The following is a 21,259-nucleotide window of genomic DNA, read 5'->3' on the forward strand; positions in this document are numbered from 1 at the left end:
ATTTAGCTATATTTTGCGGATTCTTTTGCTGTATTTTCTTTTTTAGTTCTGATTCTTTGAGATATAATAAATGAATCTTTATCTTTGCATATTGTATGCTTAAATGATTCTAATAATTTTTCTTTTATATTATATGCCCCGAGGTAAATTAATCGTTAAACCATTTTGCAGAATTAAATGTAACCAAATTTTCTTTTTCGGAAAATTTGATGTTAGATAAATATTTAAGGTAATTTAGAAGATTCTCTAATTTATTTTCTGATTTCGTTATTGCTAAAAGCTGATTTAATTTTTTAACGATTTCTAAAAAATTTCCTATAGTGTTGGCATTGTCTTTTAACTGTTTATAATAATTTACTATATCTATTAATTGTTTCAGTTTGTCTGTTTTAGGCAAAACATCTTCAAAACTTAAATTATTTTCTATATATGTTTTAAGCTCATTATGTTGAATTTTCACTGTCGATTGTTATTTTATTATATTCATCTAGAATGATATAATTATCATCGCTAATATTTAATAGATTTGTATAGTCTTTTGCTTGCTCGCTAGCTTGAGGTAATAAATAGAATCTTTTATTTTATTAATGATACTCTTTTGTTCATCACTAAAATTACTGAGTTTTATAGTGTCATCAATAATTTTAGATATACGAGTATAATTATTGCTTACTTGGACTATCGGTCACTACTATAGATAAATTACCTTCATTTATATCAATATATCTCAATAATTTAGTAAATTGTTCAAATATACCGACAAGTTTTTCTAGATTGGTTTTGACAAGGGAAGAGTTAGAGTTTTTGGTTTCAATATTTTTTATTGCTAATATAAATTTAGTAAGAGTCGTACTTAGAATTTTTTGTAGGAAAAATTTGTCAATAGTAGATTCAGAGGATGAATTAGCAGCATCCAAATAAGAACTGTTATATGTTAAATATTTTGCTTTTTTTATATAAAAACTATCTAAAATATTTGAACTTGCTGTTAGACTTTTTTTGAGAAGTCCCAATCTCCATACTCATTACTTTCTAATATTAATTCACCGTTTTTAAGAAAATTAGCTATGAGATTTAAATCTTCTTTCTCTTGCCCTAATATAATTATAGCTTTATTACTCCTTTCAATAATAGATTCTATTTCTCACTATCTTTATTAATTAAGTCGATAAAATTTTTATCCTTTAACATATCAGATATAAAATTTTCCATTTCTGCTTCCTTTATTTCTTCTTTTTTTAACATCATTATATCCCTCATATTTTCTGCTTTATTGTGTTCAATATTATTTGTTATTTCAAGCGAATTTTGATTTAGGAGTATTTGTATCGGTTGAGTTGCATTGTTGTTGTCATTTAGTATTTGAAATAAATGGTCTTCAGAAATGGTACTATCTACTATTGCCGTATGTTCTTGTTTTTTAAATTTATCATTTAAATGTTTTACATAAACGGTATAATTGTACATAATTAATCCGTTTCTTAATTGTTTTTTATTTAATAATCTTAACTCAACAAATTTCAATTTAGTTAAAAAATTAATTAATTTTTTAACTAACAATATCGCAATTTAGATATTACGATATTTAATATACTGAAAGATGATTTTTATTGCATATATGATAAAAATAAGTTTTATTATAAATAAATATTAATAATTACTTAGGTTATGAGAAATAATAAAAACTAAATGTATATTATAAAAATTTTTATAGCCCTAGCTATGATTATGGGCATAATATTTTTATGTTTATTGTATTCTTCATTAACTCCGTCTAAGCTTAAGATTGGTGCGAAAACTAGTAATATGGACGATTCGCCTAAAATTAAGTTTACTCTTATAGATCAAGAAGGAAAGAAGTTTGATAGTACCCATTTGCAAGGTCATTTAAGTTTGATTTATTTTGGTACTACCTATTCCTTATATGACAATCAAGCACTAAAAAGAGTAGAAGATATTATTAAGATTTTGAAGAAAGAGAATATTTTAGTATAAGTAATTTTTATTACTCTAGATTCTGAGCATGATACAAGTGAGGTATTAAAAAAATATTTAGAAAAATAGATATTTATAGGTTTAACGGGGAGAGTCCAAGATATTGAACAATTAGCAGATCAATTTAAGGTTTTCTATACATCCAAAATATTTGATGTAAAAACAAACAAATATGAATTACAACATTTTAATTTTGTGTATTTAATTAGCAGTCAGGAAAAATTTTTTAAGCATTATTGCTTAGGCTTACCGAAAAATGGTTAACAGATAATCTCTAAGCATTGCCTATTTGTGATGAGAAATGTATTTCATCAATGCCTAAGTGTTTTAATGCATTATGCCATTTACTTTCAGGATTATCGGCAAAAATAAATTCTTTATTACAATCCATAACCAGCCATAGATTTTTCTCTAATTCTTCTTCAAGCTGCCCTGGTTTCCATGCTGTATAACCGACAATGAATAAGCTATTTTTAGGTCCTTTACCGAAAGCTATATCTTCTGAAATTTCTAAATTAGAGCTTACTGCTAAATCATTATGGAAATCCAATAACAAATTTTTATTATAATCGCTAGAATGAAGAAAAAAACCTTTTTCATGTTCTATGGGTCCGCCAAGATATATAGGAACCGTAATCGGGGTTGTTATTTCATCATTTTTTATTTTAAAAAACGATTTTAAATCTATATGATTTACTAAGCGGTTAAATATTAATCCTATTGCTCCTTCTTCCGTGTGTGATAACATATAAATTAAGGATTTATGGTAAATGCCTTTTGTAATTACATGCGGTGTAGCAACTAGTGTTTTACCGGATAAGTTATGAAAAATTTTATCGCCCATAAATTAAACTTTAATTATATAATATATAAGATTTAAATCCAATTATTCAATAGAAGTTAACAATAATGATCACATTTTTTGATATTACTATTTTTGCTATTATTACTCTTTCCTCCTTTTTTGGCTTATATCAAGGCATAATCGGGTTTACAACTAGAATACTCGGTTTTATTACTTCTATAATGTTAGGATATTTTTTATATCCATATATTTCTGACCTAATTGGGAAATATATGGATAATGAGGTTATAAGAATAATTATTGCCGGTGTTATATCTTATGTTATTGCTTTAATTTTATGTGTTTTTATAGTTTATAAATTTCTTGCTATAATTTCATTTATGAGAAACGGTTTTATTGAAAGATTCTTAGGGCTATTAGCAGGATTGGCCGTAGGTACTACTATCTCGTTAGTACTATTTTTTATAACAATGATCTTTACTTCTGAAAACTATTTTAAAAGTAAATCTTTAAAAGATTTTGTAGTAAGTAGCAAACAGAGCTATGGAGGAGTACTGAAAGTTTCCGTTACTACTGATTATTTAGATGAATTAAGTAAAAATATTATAGTTATAATTCCAAACGAGACTTTAAAATCTATTGAAATATTTGAAAATAAAGACCTAAATAATTTCAAAAACTCTCTTAAGAAATTGAATGATTCTAACAATGATGAGGATGTATTTTCTCGAGAATTACAAGATGAGCTTTCTAATATAGATGATGAATAGGATGTTATTTTGACGTCATTGCGAGGAAATTACGACATTGTTGTGCGGATCGAAAAACGTATTCAGTGTCATCCCGTGGTCAAGCCACGGGATGACAACGGAAAACTGATCCACGCGGGCAATGCCTACTCGCAATGACGATTACCTACCAAACAAACACCATAACCCATGCCTTTCATTAAACCAGCCTATTTTCCTTAAATTTCATAAATCACGCCATCGTAAATAATTAATAAATATTAACTAATAGTAAATTTATTCATTAATTATTGTGTGTCGTAAATAAATAGTGTATAATGACCGATAAGTTAAGTGGTAAAATCATTAAAAGCAATAAGTTATAGGGGAAATTATAACTAATAAGAAAAAAACTTTTTTTAATAAACTTTTACTAGCAACCAGTAGTATTGGGCTACTTGCAGCATGGGAGGCTTTGCGGCAGATATTATTCCGGCAGGAAATCCATCTTCTAATATAGGTACGATGAATGATTGGAGATATAATCACAACCATTATCTTCCGCAGGATAATGACAATATTATTATCGCAGAAAATAACCATAGGGTTAATTTTGCCCAAAATATTAATGATATTAATCTTTATGGTTTTAATGGGGTATTTACTATTATTGAAGGCAATCCAACTACAAGAGTTAGTATTAACAATATAACTAACGTTGACGATCAGCAAACTCAAAGGGCAGTTCAAAATGCTTTAGGAGCACTTCTTGCATATGGAGCCAATAATAATGCAAAAGCAAAGCTAAAGCTTACAAGCGGTAATGGAATAGGTTCTGAGCTAACCATTACCGGTAATATTACTACTACTAAAACTATCTATGAGAGGAGAGGTAACTTTTGTAAAGATTCCTGATATTTATGAAATCAGCTTACAAATTAAACAAGTTTCTAAAGTGATGTTTGAAGGTAATCATGAACACAAATTGCATAATGATATTCATTCTAGACAGCCTAATTTTGATTCGGGGACTTATAATATTCGCACGCAGGACATTACAATTAACGGTAATGCTAACATTAACAGCTCGACATTTGATCTTAGACGTAACGTAATTCTTACCGGTGATGTAGTATTTGAAGGCAATATTACTATAAATGCTTTAGGAGAAAGCGGTATAGTTTTTCAAAATCTCCCTACGGCATTCGGTACAAATATTGTGATTAATATTAATAAGGCTCACACGGTGAATGATGTAGCCGCCCTATCAATTTTGAGGATGAATAATGGAGATGCATTTGTTCCTAATGGATATACTTATACTGCAGCTACCGGAACCGTTGCTTTACTGCACGGATTACAAGTACAACAAGTAGGAGTGCAAGCAGTGGCACAACCGGCATATGCTCAAGCAAGAGCGGAAGCAGCGATAGTAGGAAACGTAAATAGTAGCAAGAGAAACATTAGATATGTTAGGACAGAGGCAAACACGACTATAGCAAGATATGGTAGCGGCTCTGGTGGGACAGCAACAAGTAGACAGAGAAAACTTAAGGTTAAGACAAGCACAGAACACTAGCACGAATACAAGCCGAGAATCCGCAACAATTAGCAGATGCACAGCAATGATTAAATGCTGCACGTGCAGGAGCCGATATAGGGGAACAAAATCGAGCACAGCAAGCTTTATTTGATATTCGTAATGTTCCGTTTGTAGCACAGTGCGGGATACCAAATCGTCATTGCGAGCAGCCGTAGGCTGCGTGGCAATCTCATGAAATAATAATAAACTCCTGAGATTGCTTCATCAAATTACTTTGTAATTTTCCTCGCAATGACGAAAAAACAATATCCACGCAGCAATGCCTCATCGCCTTGTGAGTTCCTTGCTCTTTTTGAAGTTAATCTTCGTCTACCATTCTTCATTTCACATCAGTATACTCATAATTCCCTAACCGGTTTTAGTACTAACTTTTTGTTACTAAAGATATTGATTTTAGAAAAGAAATTACTTTTTGGCTTTTTAAAATCACGTTGATAATTTTCACCGGTGACAGCATTATAGCTAGTAATTAAAGAAGGTATAACCTCGTTATAATATATTTTATAAAGGTCATGCATAGTTTCTTTGGTAGTTAAATATCCCCATTTTACGGCTTGTTGCGGTACTCTTGCTAAGGCTTCAATGCAGGCTATCGCTTCTTCAATTTCAGGGTTTTTATTTTTATACACGTCAGCTGCCGGTGATAAATTAGCTTGCATATCTTTAAACATAGCATCAATCATTAATGCCATATATTTATCGGTTTTAAATTTTCTTACAAATATTAGATTATTCTTACTGCTATAATTTAAAAGCCGAAATTTATATATAAAAATCATGAATTTTATAGCATAAACTTTTAAGCCGCTAACTTTATTTGCATTATAAAATTTAAGTTTCGTTTCATAATCTAATTGCTTTTTCATACCTGCTTTAAGGAGCTTACTCAGCAAATTATGACAATGTATTATGTCATTTTTTCTAGCAATTCGTACTTTCTCGGTAGCTTTAGTACCGGAAAAATTAGCCGAATGGCGAGTTATTGGCCTGCCTTTATCATCTCTTTTTATATCGGCAAAATGCCCAAGCTCTTGGGCTGCGATAATCTGAAGTCTTGCTGCCGCAGCAAAGCCGTTGCCGTAAGTCGGATGATCTTTATTGTTTTCAGCAAAAGGATTACCGCCGCATGAAACAAAAATAGCTACGTCCTTGCCGTTAGTGCTTTGCATACCGCTATTACCGCCTACTCGTTGCCAGCTAACCATATCCATCATATCGCCGATATTATGTGAGTAGGTAAGAAATACTTCCGTCTTATTAAGAAGAAGCCACCTTATTACGATTGGATGAGCCGATTGAACAAAAATACGTGCTAGCATTTCGGTTACTTCTTTCTTAATTGGCTGTAGCTTTTGTATTTGCTTTTTTAAATTATCGAAAATTGATTTTATTTTTTGATCTGAAGCGGAATTTCTGTATAAATTTTGAAAAAGCTTGGTAGTTTTAGGGATTAAATGCGGGCTTGTTAGTTCTTCTTGACTAACCATTAAGCTTATATTAAGAGCAGGTTCGGTAAACCTTGCAAAATTGCAGCAATCATCGGTATCTATCCGTAATTTACCGGACTTAATTAATTGCATAGCCAAATGCTCATACTCTATTTCCATGTCCTGCTTATAAATAGCAGGAACATGGTCAAGAATGTGATATATGCTAGTCATTTTAAAAATTTAGTGGTTATTTTCTATATTACCTGTTGGTAGTACATCATCATTTTCGTCTATATTTAAAGGTATGAGCTCTAAGTTAAATACAAGCTCAGGTTCATTAGGTACGTGCTTCGGTTTAGGTTTTTCTTCAAATATGAGGTTTACAACAACATCTACCTTAGGGAATACTCTATCAAAGCAATCTTTAAAAAATTTATCTGACGATTTTAACTTTATTGCATCTAATGCGTTTTGTCTACCATCTTCATTTTTAATACATATGTTAATTGCCTCTCTCCTAAAAAATAAATGAGGATAATCATCGAAAATTTTTGTAATTAGCTCCAGCTGTTGCTTGCTAAAATATTCGAGTTTTTTCAAAAATGGTTTTGAGCAATCAACCGAAAAGCAAGATATCTTTATACTTCGCAGCTGTCTGCTTTTTGCTTTCTCAGTTATTATTTCGGGTTCAGATACTTGCTTTTCCATTTGCCATAAATCGTACTCTACATTGCCGGGAGTAGTTTTCTTTATATCATCCCATGATGGGCTTAATCCTTCTTTTGTAGTAGTTAAAATTTGATTTAACAACGATTTAGAACTCTTTAATATATCTTCTGCATGATGATACATATAATTAATCAAAGAAATGGCATCTTGAAACGCTAATTTTTCCATAGGATTACTATTCATTTCTTTTGTATTATTGGTATCATAACGAAAAAATTTATTTTGCATTGGCAAGTTAGTCGTAAAGAAATTACTGAAATCTGTCTCATTATTTTTTTTTGATTTCTACACTCCTTAAATTAGCAAAAAGTAAAGCTAATCTCTGTAGATCTTGTCCTACAGGTACGGTTATATCAGATTGTTTATTAATCATTTTACAAAATTTAGTAAGTACATATACTAGCTTTTTTTTCTTCCTTAGAGTTAAACATATTATCATTGGCATCATGCAGAACTGCTATTAGAGCAGTGAGTGGCAATAGAATTTAAAAAACCGGACGCTGCTATGTCGCCAAGATAACAAACCCATTTTATAAGAGAAGAGGTACTCGCACGTTAAATACCCTGCATCAGGAACTACTAGGCCGCTACTTACAGCACTAGCAGCAATACATACATTGTGTAAAGTCATATTAAAACATTTATAATATTCTTCTAATTTAGGGTTAATGACTTTCAATTTTTTAATTTGGTTGTTTATATCTGCAGTATACCCAACATTTACAGATTGTAACATTTTTTTTATGTCTGTAATTGCTTGCGCATGTCGAGCTATATCGTGGTCATGTTTAGCTATTATGCTTATTAATGCATTTAATGTTTGACTCACTTCTATTATATCATGCGAATCTTTATTATTAAACGAAGTTAATTGACTACTATCTCTCGATAGCATCGGTGAATTAGTAGTTTGATTAAGTTCTGGAGTTATTTGACTGAGAATTTCCTGAAATTCTTCCTCATTCTCTGGACAAGATATATATTTGTTAAGTACAGTACCAGCTTCGCTTAATTTGCTTGCTTTATAAAAAGCTTTTCCTAATAAAACATCAGTATCTTTAGGTTTAGATGTATATAGAGCTGCTTGTCGTAATGAAGCTACTGCCTTAAGGTAAAGGTCTGTTTGTTCAACATTATTATAATACTCCAACTAACTTTTCCCAACACAAGTAAGTGATGCCTGCATAATAATAGATATGTAGAAAACTTTTATATTGTTTAATTAAGGTAAATATATTAAGTGCTTCTTTATATTCATTTTTACTTAAAAGTTCTCTTCCGTTAGAGATTAATTGGTTTACGATCTCTTTCATCTTCTAATCTATTATTAGTTAATTGTTTAAATCATATTATGGTCGCCGTTGATAGAAATAGTCTCACTTGTTATAAATCCAGCATTTTCATCAACTAAAAATGCCACGGCTCTAGCTATTTCTTCCGACTGTCCTAGTCTTTTTTTGGGATACTATTAACGATTTTAACAAGCACGTCTTCGGGTGCTGCTCCTACCATTTTGGTTGCAGTATACCCTGGAGCTATACAGTTAACGGTGATATTTTTAGAAGCAGTTTCACGAGCAAGGGCCTTAGTAAAGCTGATAATTCTGGCTTTAGCAGCAGAGTAATTAGTCTGCCCAACCTGCCTTGCTTGAGCATTAATTGAACTGATATTTACTATACGACCGTAATCTTGGTTTTGCATCTGTTCCACTACGCTACTAGACATATTAAAGCAAGAATTGAGATTAACGTTAATCACATCATTCCAATCTTGATGACTTATTCTATGTAGCATTTTATCTTTGGTAATACCGGCATTATTTACAAGAATACTTACTGGTTTTGTAAACTCCTCTTCAATTTTCTTTACTGCTTTTCTAAATTCTTCAAAATCCGCAATATTCCAGCGTTTGGTTTTTATACCGTATTTTTCTTCCATTTCTTTAGCAGCGTTGTAATTGCTGAAAAAATTAGCAACTACCATAAGATCCTTATTTTTTAATTCTAAAGCGATCGCTTTACCTATTCCTCTAGTACTGTCTGTTACAATTGCAAGTTCTGACATTATTTCTCCATACCTATATTTTGACTTTTATTACATTTAACCGGTGGGATTATACTTGGTTTAAGCTGTGCCACCAATTTAGTTAACGATTTAACAACTTTCCTATCACTGCGTATTGCGATAGATTCTCTAGGGTGATTTTTTCATATTCTGCATCTATCTTTTTATCCATCTTTTTTTGGTCTTCAATTTTATTAGTTTTAGCAGTTAATGCCATTATAGTAGCAAGTGTTTCTTTTCTACTTTTTGGAATGACTCTTTTATTTTCTTTTTTAGTGCCGTAATAACTTATTGTTGCACCGCCTGCATAAATAACTACCTGCTTGCTGAACAATATGACAGTTTTTAAGTAATTGTTTATCGATGTCTGTTTCTTTATTATACCGGTATATTTTGATACTGCTTGAGATATTTTATTATGTTCATTAAGCCCTTCTCTATCTTTACCGCTGGCACACATTGTTAATATTTTTTCCTGAGGTAAATTTATTAAACTAGTGGTTTTAGTTTCTTGTTTATTTTGTCTTATTTTCGCTGTTAAATTACTTAAGATATCTGATATATTTAGATTAATATTTTCTTTATTAAAAGATATAAAAGGAAGTTTTGTCTCGAAGGATACTCTATACAAGGAATATCTGCTTGCTCAATATTTTTTCTTAATGTTATAGCTTTTTTAAATATTTCTTTTTCCTGATCCGTTAAATTTGCATTGTTAATTATTTTTGCTGTATTTCCTTTATTAGGTTTATTTATCCTAAAAAACGTTCAAATTTGCTTCTAGGTTTAATATGTGCTTTTAATTCATCAATTCCTTTTTCAGTCGGTAAATTTTCTGTTATTTTGTTTAAAGTATCACTCACTCCTGCAAAGTTATTTGTTACTCCTATAAGTCTAAATAAATTAAGAGGAGTATTAGTATTTTTCCCACCGACATTTTCCATAGATTTTTTTTGTCTGATCAACAATTGTGGGATCATTGCCAGCTTCTATAGGACCTGAGTTTAATGTATTAGTATGAAGAGTAATGCCGTCTTCAAGCCATTCTTGGGCTTGGCGTGCATTTAAGTCGGTAATTTTTTGTCTAGAATCTATATCATTTGAAATCGAGGCTAATGTACCTGCATGTTTAGATGTAAGCAATGTTTCAAAAATTTTACCGTCTTTGTCGGTTATTGCCCCAATTTTCTCAAAGGTGTTTTTCATGCCAACAATTTGTCATAACTGGGTGGGATAACATGCCTACCATTTTAAATTGTATCAGTATAATGATCAACAAGCTTTCTCTCCCATTCAGGCATTACATTATACCAGTTTTTACCATCTCTATTTTGATATTCTTGCTTTTGTTCTTCTGTCAAGCCTTTAAAAGCTACTTCCGCTTCGACTACAATATGCTCTTTTCCCTCATCATTGAAATTTTGAAAATCTTTAGCAACATTTAATTTTTTATGAGCATTTTTAATACCATTTTTTCCTAGCAATTCGGCAACACTGTCAATTTCAGCTTGCATATTTTGTGAGATGTAAAACTATTAATAAATTTTACTACTTCTTTATTGAATTTCAGCACAAGCTCAAGTTTATTTTCGCTCTTTGCTTTGTCTATCGCTCCTCTGATAGCATTTAAATATTGCATTTCAAAAGCTTTAGTGCCTAAAATAATTTTTTCATTGGGATTGTTACGACCACCGTTACGTATTAATATTAGAGTTTCACCGTTTTTCCCTTCAATTTTAGTAAGCTTTATACCGGTTTTCTCATGACGTAAAATTGCTAAACCCCGTAATGCCTCGGTAAAGCTGCCTTTTTCAACAGCTTCTTCAATTTTAGCTCTATTTGTTTCTAAAGGAACGCCCACTCCGGGTGTGGTTAAAAATTCTTTTGTATGATTTAATAAAAGCTTCTTATCGTTATCAAATTGTTTTTTTAATGATGAAAGCATTATAATATATGATAGTTGTGCATCTCTTGTTATTTTAATTAAAAATTATTATATAAAAATAGTCTAGTTAAAAATATTTAACTTTATTAATTAAAATATGTTATTTATATGAATATTGATAAATTTACTGCACATGCTAAATCAGTGATAGCTAGTAGTCAATCACTTGCTGCTAAAAATGATCATCAGCAAATATTACCTTTGCATTTATTATCTAGTCTTTTAAGTGAAGAAACAGGTATAATTCAAACTCTTATTGATAATACCGGCGGTAATATAAATTTATTAAAAAATCAAGTTCAGCTAGAACTAAATAAAATCCCAAAAGTTCAGGTTGAGGGAGGGGGACAAGTTTATTCTTCTGCTGAAGCTCTTAAAGTTTTAGAAAAAGCTAGTAGCATTGCTAAAGACAGTGGGGATAGCTTTGTAACCATAGAGTGTATGTTTGAAGCATTAACTTATGATAATACTATAGCCGGTAAAATTTTAACGAATAATGGAATTAATAATAAAAAAATAGCAACAGCTATTTTACAGCTTCGTAAAGGCAAAAAAGCAGATACCGAATCGGCAGAAAATAGTTACGATGCTTTAAAGAAATACGGCAGAGACGTAACAGAGCTTGCCGAAAGCGGTAAGCTTGACCCGATAATCGGGCGTGATGAAGAAATAAGAAGAACGGTGCAGGTACTATCACGACGTATGAAAAATAATCCTGTATTGATCGGTGAACCTGGAGTCGGTAAAACTGCTATAATAGAGGGACTTGCACAACGAATATTTAGTAAGGACGTACCTGAATCGCTTATTAATTGCCGTATTATTGAGCTTGATATGGGAGCTTTAATAGCGGGAGCTAAATATCGAGGCGAATTTGAAGAGCGTCTTAAAGCAGTGCTTAGCGAAATTAAAGAATCAAGCGGTGAAATTATTTTATTTATCGATGAATTGCATCTATTAGTCGGTACGGGAAAAACCGACGGTGCTATGGATGCCTCGAATTTACTAAAGCCGATGCTTGCTCGTGGTGAGCTGCATTGTATCGGTGCTACTACTCTAGATGAATATCGTAAATATATCGAGAAAGATGCGGCACTTGCTCGTCGTTTTCAGCCTGTTTACGTGAGTGAGCCAACGGTTGAGGATACTATATCAATACTTAGAGGAATTAAAGAAAAATATGAGCTGCATCATGCAGTGCGAATTTCCGATAGTGCAATAGTTGCAGCAGCGACGTTATCAAACCGTTATGTTACCGATCGTTATTTACCTGATAAAGCTATTGATTTGATTGATGAAGCTTGTAGCCGTATGAAAATAGAGCTATCAAGTAAACCAGAAGAGCTTGATGAGCTGGACCGTCGTATTATTCAGATAAAAATAGAGCTTGCAGCACTTAAAAAAGAAAATGACGAGCATTCTAAAAAGAAAATAGAGCATTTAACTACAGAATTAGAAAAATTAGAGTCTAAATCCTATGATATGGGAGCTAAATGGCAAGCTGAAAAGTCTAAACTACAGCAAACACAAAAGCTCAAAGAAGAACTAGACCGTAGCCGAAACGAGCTTGAACGTGCTGAACGTGATGCTAATCTCGCTAAAGCTAGTGAGCTAAAATACGGAATTATACCTGAGATTATGAAAAAGATTCAGGAAGCCGAAAGTCAGGATAATAAAGGGCTGTTAAAAGAAATTGTATCAGAAAGTGATATAGCAAGTATTATCTCTCGTATTACTGGTATTCCAATTGATACGATGCTATCAAGTGAACGTGAGCGTCTGCTTGTGATGGAGCAGAAATTACGAGAATCGGTAATAGGGCAGGATGAGGCAATTAAAGGTGTTAGTGATGCGGTAAGAAGATCACGTGCAGGGATTCAAGATATTAACCGCCCGCTTGGTTCGTTCTTATTCTTAGGACCGACCGGAGTCGGTAAAACCGAGCTTACCAAAGCCTTAGCTGGTTTTCTTTTTGATGACCGTAATGCAATACTTCGTATAGATATGTCGGAATATATGGAGAAGCACGCTATTTCTCGCCTGATAGGAGCTCCTCCCGGCTATATCGGATATGATCAAGGTGGGGTGTTGACGGAGGCAGTAAGACGCCGTCCTTATCAGGTAATATTATTTGATGAGGTTGAAAAAGCCCATCCTGACATATTTAATATTATGCTGCAAATACTTGATGAGGGAAGATTAACAGATAGTCAAGGTATAACGGTTGATTTTAAGAATACTATAATAGTTTTAACATCTAATTTAGGTGCTGAGATACTCGTTAATCAGAAAGAAGACGAAGATACATATAAAGTAAAGGATGAGGTTATGGAATATGTAAAAGCAGTATTTAAACCTGAGTTTTTAAACAGACTAGACGAGATTATATTATTCCATCGCCTAAATCGTAATAATATTCATGATATAGTTAAGATACAGCTTGAAAGCTTAAAGAAAATTTTGCTAGCACAAAATATTATTCTTGAACTTGATGAATCTGCCTTAAATTATTTAGCCGAAAAAGGTTATGATCCAAGCTTTGGAGCAAGACCCTTAAAACGTCTTATCCAGCGGGAAATACAAAATAATTTAGCCAAAATGATTTTAGCAGGCGAAATAAGTAGCGGTAAAACGGTTAAAATAAATGCAAAGAATAAAGAATTGAAGGTAACAATGCGTTGATTAATTTTTTCTGAATAACGAATTATCGCATCTAATAATTATTGATTTTGTCATTGTGGGCTATTAAAAGATTTGTTGCATGGCTCAAAAAACGCGTTTGATGTCATTCCTGCAGAAGCGGGAATGACACAAAACGAGCAATGCAACAAGACCACAATTAAAAGGAGTATGGTCATCTAAAAAGTAATAAAAAAATTCTATTAATTATTATTAATAACATTCAATTTCAGCTAATGTTATACTTTCAGCACCTGATAATTTATAATCATCAGTATTAGTAGAGTTAGGAATTTGTAAGTCAAATAATAGTGTTTTGTCTTCTTTGTACGGATCAACTAAGTAAGAATTTGTAATATCTGTAACTATTGGCGATAAATAGGTTGTTGTTTCAATAAGCTTATCAATGGCATTCTGTCCATCTTTTAATATTTTATCGACTAGTTTTTTATCTTTATAAAAAGTATTTACAGCCCCTATTAAGGTTGTTGATATCTCATATATAATAACACCGTTTTTAATTATATTGGTTATATTGGTTATATTAGAGTCTAATTTTTCTGTTTTAGAAAAAATTAAAGAAATAACAGTAGGATATTTATTAAATACATTAGGTAGTGCTAAAAAAGTATTTACGACTGAATAGGCAGAATTGGCTGCTTCTGAAAAACAATTAAATGCTTTGTGTATGTTTTCATAATTGCTATTGCTCATAAACTTACCTCTTTTTTATATATGTAATTGCCATGTTTCATGGTAATTACATATCATACTACTAAATTAAGAAGTGTCAATATTAAAAAATTATATTTCTTCTTAGAGGATATCAGTAAATAAATTTTAATTACTAATATCCTCTAAACTCCACCTAGCTTTTGGACAGAAATTCAAAGGAGTAAATAACTTATTATTGTAACGCTCAAGTCCTGCATATGCAATCATTGCAGCATTATCGGTGCATAAGTGGATAGGTGGATAAATAAGCCGATAACCATATGTTTTAGCACAACTACTTAATATTTCTTGTAAATATTTATTAGCAGCGACACCGCCGGCAATAACTATATTCTTTTTATCAAAATTATTTGTTATTTGTTCATATGCTCTAATAGCATCTTGTACCTTACTACTTAGAATTTCTCCTATAGTAAATTGAAAACTTGCCGCTATATCATTGATTACAGTATCATTAATTTCCTTTAAATTCATTATTAAAGTACGCACGGCAGTTTTAAGCCCTGAAAAGGACATATTGCAATTACCGCTGTTAATTATAGGTTTTGGAAATTTATATTTATGAGGATCGCCAAGTTTTGCTCTTTTCTCAATTTCAGGTCCTCCGGGAAAAGCTAAGTTTAGCATTGTGGCTACTTTGTCAAAGGCTTCGCCTACGGCATCATCTATAGTAGATCCTAGTATTTTATATTTTCCGAGACCTAAAACTGCTACAAATTGGCAATGTCCGCCCGAAGCTAACAAGAGTAAATAAGGATAAGGAATATTATCGGTTAGTCTTGCAGTTAAAGCATGACCTTCTAAATGATTGATTGCAATAAAGGGTTTGTTAAAAGCACTGCTTAGCGATCTTGCAAACGTTGAGCCAACTATAACACCGCCAATTAAACCTGGACCGGAAGTTGCAGCAATTGTACTAATGTCCGTTAATTTAGTGTTGCTTTCTTTTAAAACATTTTTTAATGCTTTATCTAGATGCGATAAGTGAGAACGTGCAGCAATTTCAGGTACTACTCCTCCAAAAACTGCATGTTCTGTATGTTGTGAAATGATTATATTAGATAAGATTTCTCGATTTTCGGTGATTATAGAAACAGCTGTATCATCACAGCTTGATTCTATACCTAAAATTTTTATCATTCAAATTGCAACTAATTAGAGACGTTGTTAAGTAAAAAATGATAGTTTGCGTCATTGTGAGAAGGTGTTGCCCACGTAGGTGGGAATGACATGACAGGATCCATGTGACAACACCAACACCCGATTGCAATCACGATATCTATCTTTATTTAATAATGTCTAATGAGATACCTTTAAGGTATTTAATTGATTATACAGCTTATAAATAGATTGTTCGGCATCAATAATTTTTTTATTAACTATTTTTAATAGTTTTTCCGAAGGTTTTTCTGTTATTTGCGTTGCAGAACTTACTTGCTCCGCTAACTTTTTAAGTGATTCTTGTATTTCTACAAAAGATTTTTTAAATTGTTCTTTAATAGTAATAGATGATTCTTCAAGCTCTTTAATTTTTAAGCATAAATTGTCTAATAAATGATCTATTTTAGTTTGCATTAAAGTCAATTTTTGCTTTTGTTTTGCACTAAGATAGCTTAAAGTTTCTTGCATTTTTGCCTGTATACGTATTTTTGTAGTACGTTCAAGTTCTGAAGCTAAACCGATTTTACTCATTAAAAATATTATCCATTTGTGAACGTCAAAATGATACCATTTTGCACCGTTACGATAATCTGAAGGAAAAGCATGATGGTAATTATGCCAATTTTCACCGAGTAAGAATAATGCCATCCACCAAATATCTCCGGCAGTGCCTTTGTAATATTTTTTACTACCGGCAAAGTGGCATAAAGAATTAACGCAGAAGGTTGCTTGCTGCTGTAGGAATCTACCGAGCCCCATAAATAAAAATCCTGCATATGCTGATTGTATAGTACCGCCGACTAAGTAACCGATAAATAAAGGCACGACAATATTCATAAAAGCTGCTATTTGCCAATAATATTTTAGCTGCCATTTTAATAAATTGTTTTTCCCGTGCTTAGCCCAAGTAATACGATCAATAGACTTATAGCTACCGCTTCCGACTAGCATCCATCCTATATGAGACCACATAAAGCCTAAAAATTTATTATCAAATTTTAAAGGAGTATGCGGATCTTGGTCTTGATCCGTATATCTATGATGTTTATAATGATTCGATGCCCAAGATAAAGCTGGTCCTTGTAATGTTCCTGCAGACAGCATAATTAAGACAAACTCGGCATATTTATTTATTTTATAGGCATTATGAGACCATAACCTATGCAAACCGATCCCAACGGTAATATTATTAATATAATAACTAGCAATTATAAAAATAACTTCAGCGAGCCCTATTCCATAATCAAACGAATATTTAACTACAAGAGATATAATAAAAATAGGATAAAATATTAAAGCAAATAAAGCGGGCTTATTTAGTTTATTTAAATTTAGTTTACTTAACATAAAATTTACAGTTTTTAGTTATAAAATATATAAATCAGCAACGAATAAAATCTTAATTATATTATACATAATATTAATATAACATACTTAATGCATAAATACAAAGAAAATTTTGACAATAAAATTCTAGTTAATTTAGACAATAACCGATAAAATGAACGGTTGTAATAATTAAATTGTCTTTCCCTAAGGTCTCTCTAATCCTTATTTATATGAACATTTATGAGACGTTCATTAAATCTTGACGCGAAAATACTTTGGAACCTGAAAAAAAGTCGTACAATTTTAAACTCAGTAGGACCTAGACGAATATTCAGTCCGTCTTTGTATACTTTTTCAGTATTTAAATCAATATTTAGATTCTTAAATTTAATAATATTATCTTGTACAACTGACTTGGAACGTCTCTTTAAAGTACCTACTATTTGCTCAGATAAGAAGGGCTTATAAAAAAATAGCACGTTATCGTCTATTTCTGTTAAACGTTATTTATTGTTATTAAAGGATTTTCTTGTAATTCTGCACTAATAATCATGATAGCAAGCGGCTGACTAAAAAAATAAGTTAATGCTTTGTCTAGAGTTGCAGCCCTCATTATATTAAATCCTGCTCTCTCTATATCATTACTTAAAGAAATATTAACATTTTTTTATTTTTTGCTTCTATAATTAAAACTTAAGGTAATAGCTTATCAAATACTGAATTAATCTTCTATTAATATTTAGTGAATAATTAAAATTTTTGTAATAATTTCTAATTTATTAGTAATTTATTAGGGTTTATAGCAAACTTTTTATAAAAAGAAACAAAGAAATAATAATTTTTTAAAGATAATACTTGAATTTAATAGTTTTAGTTGCTATAAATAGTTTTATTTTAAAGTTTGTTTGTTGGAGATTCTTATATATCATGAGCTTTTATGAATCAGTTTTTATTATACGTCAAGACGTACCATTAAACGATATAGATAAAATTGTTGATGATTTTGCTAAAATTATTAAAGATAATAATGGCACTATAATAAAAAAAGAATATTGGGGGTTAAGAACTTTAGCTTACAAAATCGGTAATAACAAAAAAGGACATTATTATTTTTTAGGTCTAGATATTACTGGTAATGTAAAAGAAGAGCTAGAAAGAAAAATGAAGCTTAACGAAAATATCATTAGATTTCTTACAATTCAAGCAGATTCAATTAGTAATGAACCTTCACCGATATTAAAAAATCAAAGTACAGAGAATACTCCGGTAATTGACGTAACGATTAATAATTAAATTTGTAAGCATTAAGGTTAAAGAATGTTAAAAAGTAATAATGCTAGTGAAACAGCTGCTCGCAAGGTAGGAGATAAAACTGCTAAAAAAGTATTTTTTAGAAGACGTAAAGGATGCCCTCTTTCTGTGCCTAATGCACCTGTTATTGATTATAAAAATCCTGAGCTTTTAATAAAATTTGTCTCTGAAGGCGGTAGAATGTTACCAAGCAGGATCACAAATGTTTGTGCAAAGAAACAAAGAAAGCTAAATAATGCTATTAAAATTGCAAGAATTTTAGCGTTATTACCTTTTGTATTTCAAGCTAAATAAAGGCATAATACATGGAAATTATATTAATAAAACCCGTAAGAAAATTAGGTAAAATTGGCGACATACTCAAAGTAGCAGACGGGTTTGGTCGTAATTATCTTTTACCGCAAAAATTAGCTATTAGAGCTACTGAGCCTAATAAAGAGCTAATAGTTAAACAACAACACGAATTTGAAGCAAAAGATAAGCAAATAAGAGAAGAAGTAGAAAAAATTAATACTCTTATTAAAGATCAAAAATTAGTTTTTATTCGTCAAACATCAGATGACGGTAAACTTTTCGGTTCGGTTACTAATAAAGAAATAGCCGATAAATTATCTGAAAATGTATCTTATAATATTTCTCATTCAAATATTATTCTTGATAAACAAATTAAATCTACTGGAATTTATACAGTTGAAATAAGACTCCATGCAGAGCTTAATGCTATAGTTACAGTTATTGTTGTAAGATCAGAATCAGAAGCACAAGATTATTTACGTGAACAAAAGACTGAAACTTCAGAAGATTTAGCTAAGTCAGCATAAATTTTCTTTATCATCTAATGGTGTGGTTTTTTGTTACCATTGCAAAAGCAGGGCATTATTGTATGGATTGAGAAACTTGCTCGATGTCATTCCCGCGTAGGCGGGCATCCAGCATAAAGCAAGCTTTTAATTTCAAAAATTTGCTGTATTTATACTTTTTTCTGGATGCCTGCTTTCGCAGGAATGACATAAGCGCCATGCAACAACGTATCCCGCCTCTACGCGGAAATGACATACTACTACATTTGACCACAATATCCAAATACTTTACAATACTAACATTTTTCAACCATGCTATATGAAAAATTTGAGTATAATATCAATAATCTAATAGGTAATTTTGGCTTATCTAAAATATCAATTGCAGTATCTGGTGGGAGCGATTCGGTAGCACTTCTTTATCTTGCTAATATTTGGGCAGAAAAAAATAATATAGAATTATTTGTTATATCGGTTGATCATAACTTACGGGAACAGTCGAAGCAAGAGACCCATTATATCCAAAATATCAGTAATAGTCTAAATCGCAAGCATTATAGTTTATCTTTTGACCATCAAAATAATTTTTCCAATTTACAAGAAAGAGCAAGAGAAGGACGCTATGATTTGATGACAAATCTATGTCTAGAACTCGATATATTAGTACTTTTAACTGCTCACCATGAAGATGATTACGTAGAAAATTTTTGTTTAAGATTAGAGCGTAATAGTGGTATATTTGGACTTAGTAGCAGTAATATCAATTGGTATAATAATATACAAATAATTAGACCGCTATATAATATTCCAAAAAGTGAATTAGTAGAATATTTAGTCAGCCATAATATAAAATGGTTTGAAGATGAGTCAAATTCATCTGATAAATATAGACGAAATGTTATTAGGCAAAAATTAGCTAAAGGTGCAGATTATATTAGACATCTTTCCAAACCAGCTTATAGAGAGGCATTTAAAGGAGACATGGAACGCAGCACCGCAGTGTACACAAGCGTAGGTGAGGAGGCATTGTTGCGTGGACCGGTAAAACTCACTGTGTCACCCCGCTGTGGCTTGACCACGGGGTCCATAAAAACAATAAAAAGTACTAATAATTTTAGTATTTTTAACTGGATCCCGTGGTCAAGCCACGGGATGACAGAGGTAAAATTGATCCACGCAACAATGCCACATGAGGATGCGAGTACCGGAACGGCGTCTAAATTACCTCTAGCAGTGAAGTTTGGAAAGATGTCTAAAGCCGCAATCATCTCACAACAACTTAAAATCAACAAACTTATAGAAAACGAGTTTAAGCCTGAATTAATATCGGCGATAGCTGAAGCGGTCAAGATTTTTGAATATGGCTTTGCTTTTCTTGATTTAGTTAAATTTGATAAGTTTTCAAATGAGGTGAAAGTACAAATAATTAATTTTTTACTGATAATAATTAGTGGACAATCTAGAGCAGCTCGTTTTTATTCGGTAGAACCTATTTTGAAATTAATTACTCAAGACGTAAACTTTAAGAATACACTTCATGGTTGTATAATTAAGCGTATACAAAACGAGTTACTTATATACAGGGAATTCGGCAAAAAATTACCTGAGAGTAAAATATTACTAGATAAATCTGTTATTTGGGATAATAGATTTTGTATCACAAAAAATCAAGAAACTCCAAATTGTTTTGTAACTCATCTATCGTTAGAAGATTATAAAATAATAAAGAAACAATTAGATTTAGAACCTTTGAAAAATCTATCCTGCAAAAACCACAATGCAGTTTTATTGACCTTACCTATCATTAAAATACTTGAAAAAGTTATAGCAATACCACATATATCATATTATGATAACGACATGTGGAACTTTGAAGTATCTTTTTCTCCAAATTTTGTATCTCGTTTCACCCATTTTTGCTAACACCGGTATTTAAGAGGTTATC

General features: G+C 31.3%; 22 protein-coding genes and 3 pseudogenes. 8 read left to right on the plus strand and 17 right to left on the minus strand.

Annotation, left to right across the window (positions count from 1 at the left end):
- Positions 1-148: 148 nt before the first annotated feature.
- From ACPKKV_RS01590 to ACPKKV_RS01600, 3 genes are all read right to left on the minus strand, one after another.
- Positions 149-397, minus strand: coding sequence for a hypothetical protein (locus ACPKKV_RS01590; RefSeq protein WP_392506914.1), 249 nt, complete (start codon positions 395-397; stop codon positions 149-151).
- Positions 398-662: 265 nt separating this feature from the next.
- A complete protein-coding gene (locus ACPKKV_RS01595) occupies positions 663-1,013 on the minus strand; it encodes a hypothetical protein (RefSeq protein WP_392505860.1) in 351 nt (116 codons plus the stop codon).
- A 124-nt stretch (positions 1,014-1,137) separates the two neighbouring features.
- Complete coding sequence (locus tag ACPKKV_RS01600) at positions 1,138-1,524, minus strand: hypothetical protein (RefSeq protein ID WP_424492224.1); 387 nt, start codon at positions 1,522-1,524, stop codon at positions 1,138-1,140.
- Positions 1,525-1,689: 165 nt separating this feature from the next.
- Between ACPKKV_RS01600 and ACPKKV_RS01605 the strand changes: the two are divergent.
- Positions 1,690-2,259: pseudogene (locus tag ACPKKV_RS01605) on the plus strand (SCO family protein).
- Between the two features lie 10 nt (positions 2,260-2,269).
- On the opposite strand, the gene ACPKKV_RS01610 reads toward ACPKKV_RS01605, so the two are convergent.
- Entirely contained in the window at positions 2,270-2,839 is a 570-nt protein-coding gene (locus ACPKKV_RS01610; protein WP_392505863.1) for a YqgE/AlgH family protein, read from the minus strand.
- A 65-nt stretch (positions 2,840-2,904) separates the two neighbouring features.
- Here ACPKKV_RS01610 and ACPKKV_RS01615 point away from each other — a divergent pair, with 65 nt between their 5' ends.
- Together ACPKKV_RS01615 and ACPKKV_RS01620 are read left to right on the plus strand one after the other, a co-directional pair.
- Complete coding sequence (locus ACPKKV_RS01615) at positions 2,905-3,570, plus strand: CvpA family protein (protein ID WP_392505865.1); 666 nt, start codon at positions 2,905-2,907, stop codon at positions 3,568-3,570.
- A 483-nt stretch (positions 3,571-4,053) separates the two neighbouring features.
- A pseudogene (locus ACPKKV_RS01620) lies at positions 4,054-4,858 on the plus strand (hypothetical protein); the annotation flags it as partial.
- A gap of 611 nt (positions 4,859-5,469) precedes the next feature.
- On the opposite strand, the gene ACPKKV_RS01625 reads toward ACPKKV_RS01620, so the two are convergent.
- The 10 genes and pseudogenes from ACPKKV_RS01625 to ACPKKV_RS01670 form a co-directional block, all read right to left on the minus strand.
- Positions 5,470-6,792 carry a DUF2748 family protein gene (locus ACPKKV_RS01625; RefSeq protein WP_392505866.1) on the minus strand — a complete coding sequence of 441 codons (1,323 nt, stop codon included), beginning with the start codon at positions 6,790-6,792 and terminating at the stop codon, positions 5,470-5,472.
- A gap of 9 nt (positions 6,793-6,801) precedes the next feature.
- Positions 6,802-7,413, minus strand: a complete 612-nt coding sequence (locus ACPKKV_RS01630; RefSeq protein ID WP_392506915.1) for a hypothetical protein — start codon at positions 7,411-7,413, stop codon at positions 6,802-6,804.
- Positions 7,414-7,750: 337 nt separating this feature from the next.
- A complete protein-coding gene (locus tag ACPKKV_RS01635) occupies positions 7,751-8,440 on the minus strand; it encodes a hypothetical protein (protein ID WP_392506956.1) in 690 nt (229 codons plus the stop codon).
- Positions 8,427-8,603, minus strand: coding sequence for a MarR family transcriptional regulator (locus ACPKKV_RS01640; RefSeq protein WP_392505868.1), 177 nt, complete (start codon positions 8,601-8,603; stop codon positions 8,427-8,429). Before ACPKKV_RS01640 ends, ACPKKV_RS01635 begins: the two co-directional genes overlap by 14 nt.
- 26 nt (positions 8,604-8,629) lie before the next feature.
- A pseudogene (locus ACPKKV_RS01645) lies at positions 8,630-9,354 on the minus strand (SDR family oxidoreductase).
- Between the two features lie 82 nt (positions 9,355-9,436).
- Entirely contained in the window at positions 9,437-9,985 is a 549-nt protein-coding gene (locus tag ACPKKV_RS01650; protein WP_392505870.1) for a hypothetical protein, read from the minus strand.
- A 121-nt stretch (positions 9,986-10,106) separates the two neighbouring features.
- Positions 10,107-10,298 (minus strand): hypothetical protein, encoded by a 192-nt coding sequence (locus ACPKKV_RS01655; RefSeq protein ID WP_392505872.1) that lies wholly within the window; start codon positions 10,296-10,298, stop codon positions 10,107-10,109.
- Positions 10,270-10,560 (minus strand): hypothetical protein, encoded by a 291-nt coding sequence (locus tag ACPKKV_RS01660; RefSeq protein ID WP_392505873.1) that lies wholly within the window; start codon positions 10,558-10,560, stop codon positions 10,270-10,272. The genes ACPKKV_RS01655 and ACPKKV_RS01660 overlap by 29 nt, the downstream gene beginning before the upstream one ends.
- A gap of 44 nt (positions 10,561-10,604) precedes the next feature.
- Positions 10,605-10,868: a hypothetical protein gene (locus ACPKKV_RS01665; RefSeq protein WP_392505874.1), complete on the minus strand. Its 264-nt coding sequence runs from the start codon at positions 10,866-10,868 to the stop codon at positions 10,605-10,607.
- Complete coding sequence (locus ACPKKV_RS01670; RefSeq protein WP_392505876.1) at positions 10,832-11,299, minus strand: hypothetical protein; 468 nt, start codon at positions 11,297-11,299, stop codon at positions 10,832-10,834. Before ACPKKV_RS01670 ends, ACPKKV_RS01665 begins: the two co-directional genes overlap by 37 nt.
- A 108-nt stretch (positions 11,300-11,407) precedes the next feature.
- Between ACPKKV_RS01670 and clpB the strand changes: the two genes are divergently transcribed.
- Positions 11,408-13,981: an ATP-dependent chaperone ClpB gene (gene clpB, locus ACPKKV_RS01675; RefSeq protein ID WP_392505878.1), complete on the plus strand. Its 2,574-nt coding sequence runs from the start codon at positions 11,408-11,410 to the stop codon at positions 13,979-13,981.
- Between the two features lie 210 nt (positions 13,982-14,191).
- On the opposite strand, the gene ACPKKV_RS01680 is transcribed toward clpB, so the two are convergent.
- The 3 genes from ACPKKV_RS01680 to ACPKKV_RS01690 form a co-directional block, all read right to left on the minus strand.
- Positions 14,192-14,692: a DUF5424 family protein gene (locus ACPKKV_RS01680; protein WP_392505879.1), complete on the minus strand. Its 501-nt coding sequence runs from the start codon at positions 14,690-14,692 to the stop codon at positions 14,192-14,194.
- 126 nt (positions 14,693-14,818) lie between these two features.
- Positions 14,819-15,853: a tRNA (adenosine(37)-N6)-threonylcarbamoyltransferase complex transferase subunit TsaD gene (tsaD, locus tag ACPKKV_RS01685; protein WP_392505881.1), complete on the minus strand. Its 1,035-nt coding sequence runs from the start codon at positions 15,851-15,853 to the stop codon at positions 14,819-14,821.
- Between the two features lie 159 nt (positions 15,854-16,012).
- Entirely contained in the window at positions 16,013-17,221 is a 1,209-nt protein-coding gene (locus tag ACPKKV_RS01690) for a fatty acid desaturase (protein ID WP_392505882.1), read from the minus strand.
- Positions 17,222-18,130: 909 nt separating this feature from the next.
- On the opposite strand from ACPKKV_RS01690, the gene rpsF reads away from it, so the two are divergent.
- From rpsF to tilS, 4 genes are all read left to right on the plus strand, one after another.
- Entirely contained in the window at positions 18,131-18,496 is a 366-nt protein-coding gene (gene rpsF / locus ACPKKV_RS01695; protein ID WP_392505883.1) for a 30S ribosomal protein S6, read from the plus strand.
- Positions 18,497-18,520: 24 nt separating this feature from the next.
- Complete coding sequence (rpsR, locus tag ACPKKV_RS01700; protein WP_014120459.1) at positions 18,521-18,808, plus strand: 30S ribosomal protein S18; 288 nt, start codon at positions 18,521-18,523, stop codon at positions 18,806-18,808.
- Positions 18,809-18,819: 11 nt separating this feature from the next.
- Positions 18,820-19,335: a 50S ribosomal protein L9 gene (gene rplI / locus ACPKKV_RS01705; protein WP_392505886.1), complete on the plus strand. Its 516-nt coding sequence runs from the start codon at positions 18,820-18,822 to the stop codon at positions 19,333-19,335.
- Positions 19,336-19,626: 291 nt separating this feature from the next.
- On the plus strand, positions 19,627-21,237 hold the full coding sequence (gene tilS / locus ACPKKV_RS01710) for a tRNA lysidine(34) synthetase TilS (protein ID WP_392505887.1): 1,611 nt from the start codon (positions 19,627-19,629) through the stop codon (positions 21,235-21,237).
- Positions 21,238-21,259: the final 22 nt, after the last annotated feature.

The organism is Rickettsia finnyi, assembly GCF_049668125.1.
In the GTDB taxonomy this organism is placed as follows: Bacteria; Pseudomonadota; Alphaproteobacteria; order Rickettsiales; family Rickettsiaceae; genus Rickettsia; species Rickettsia kotlanii.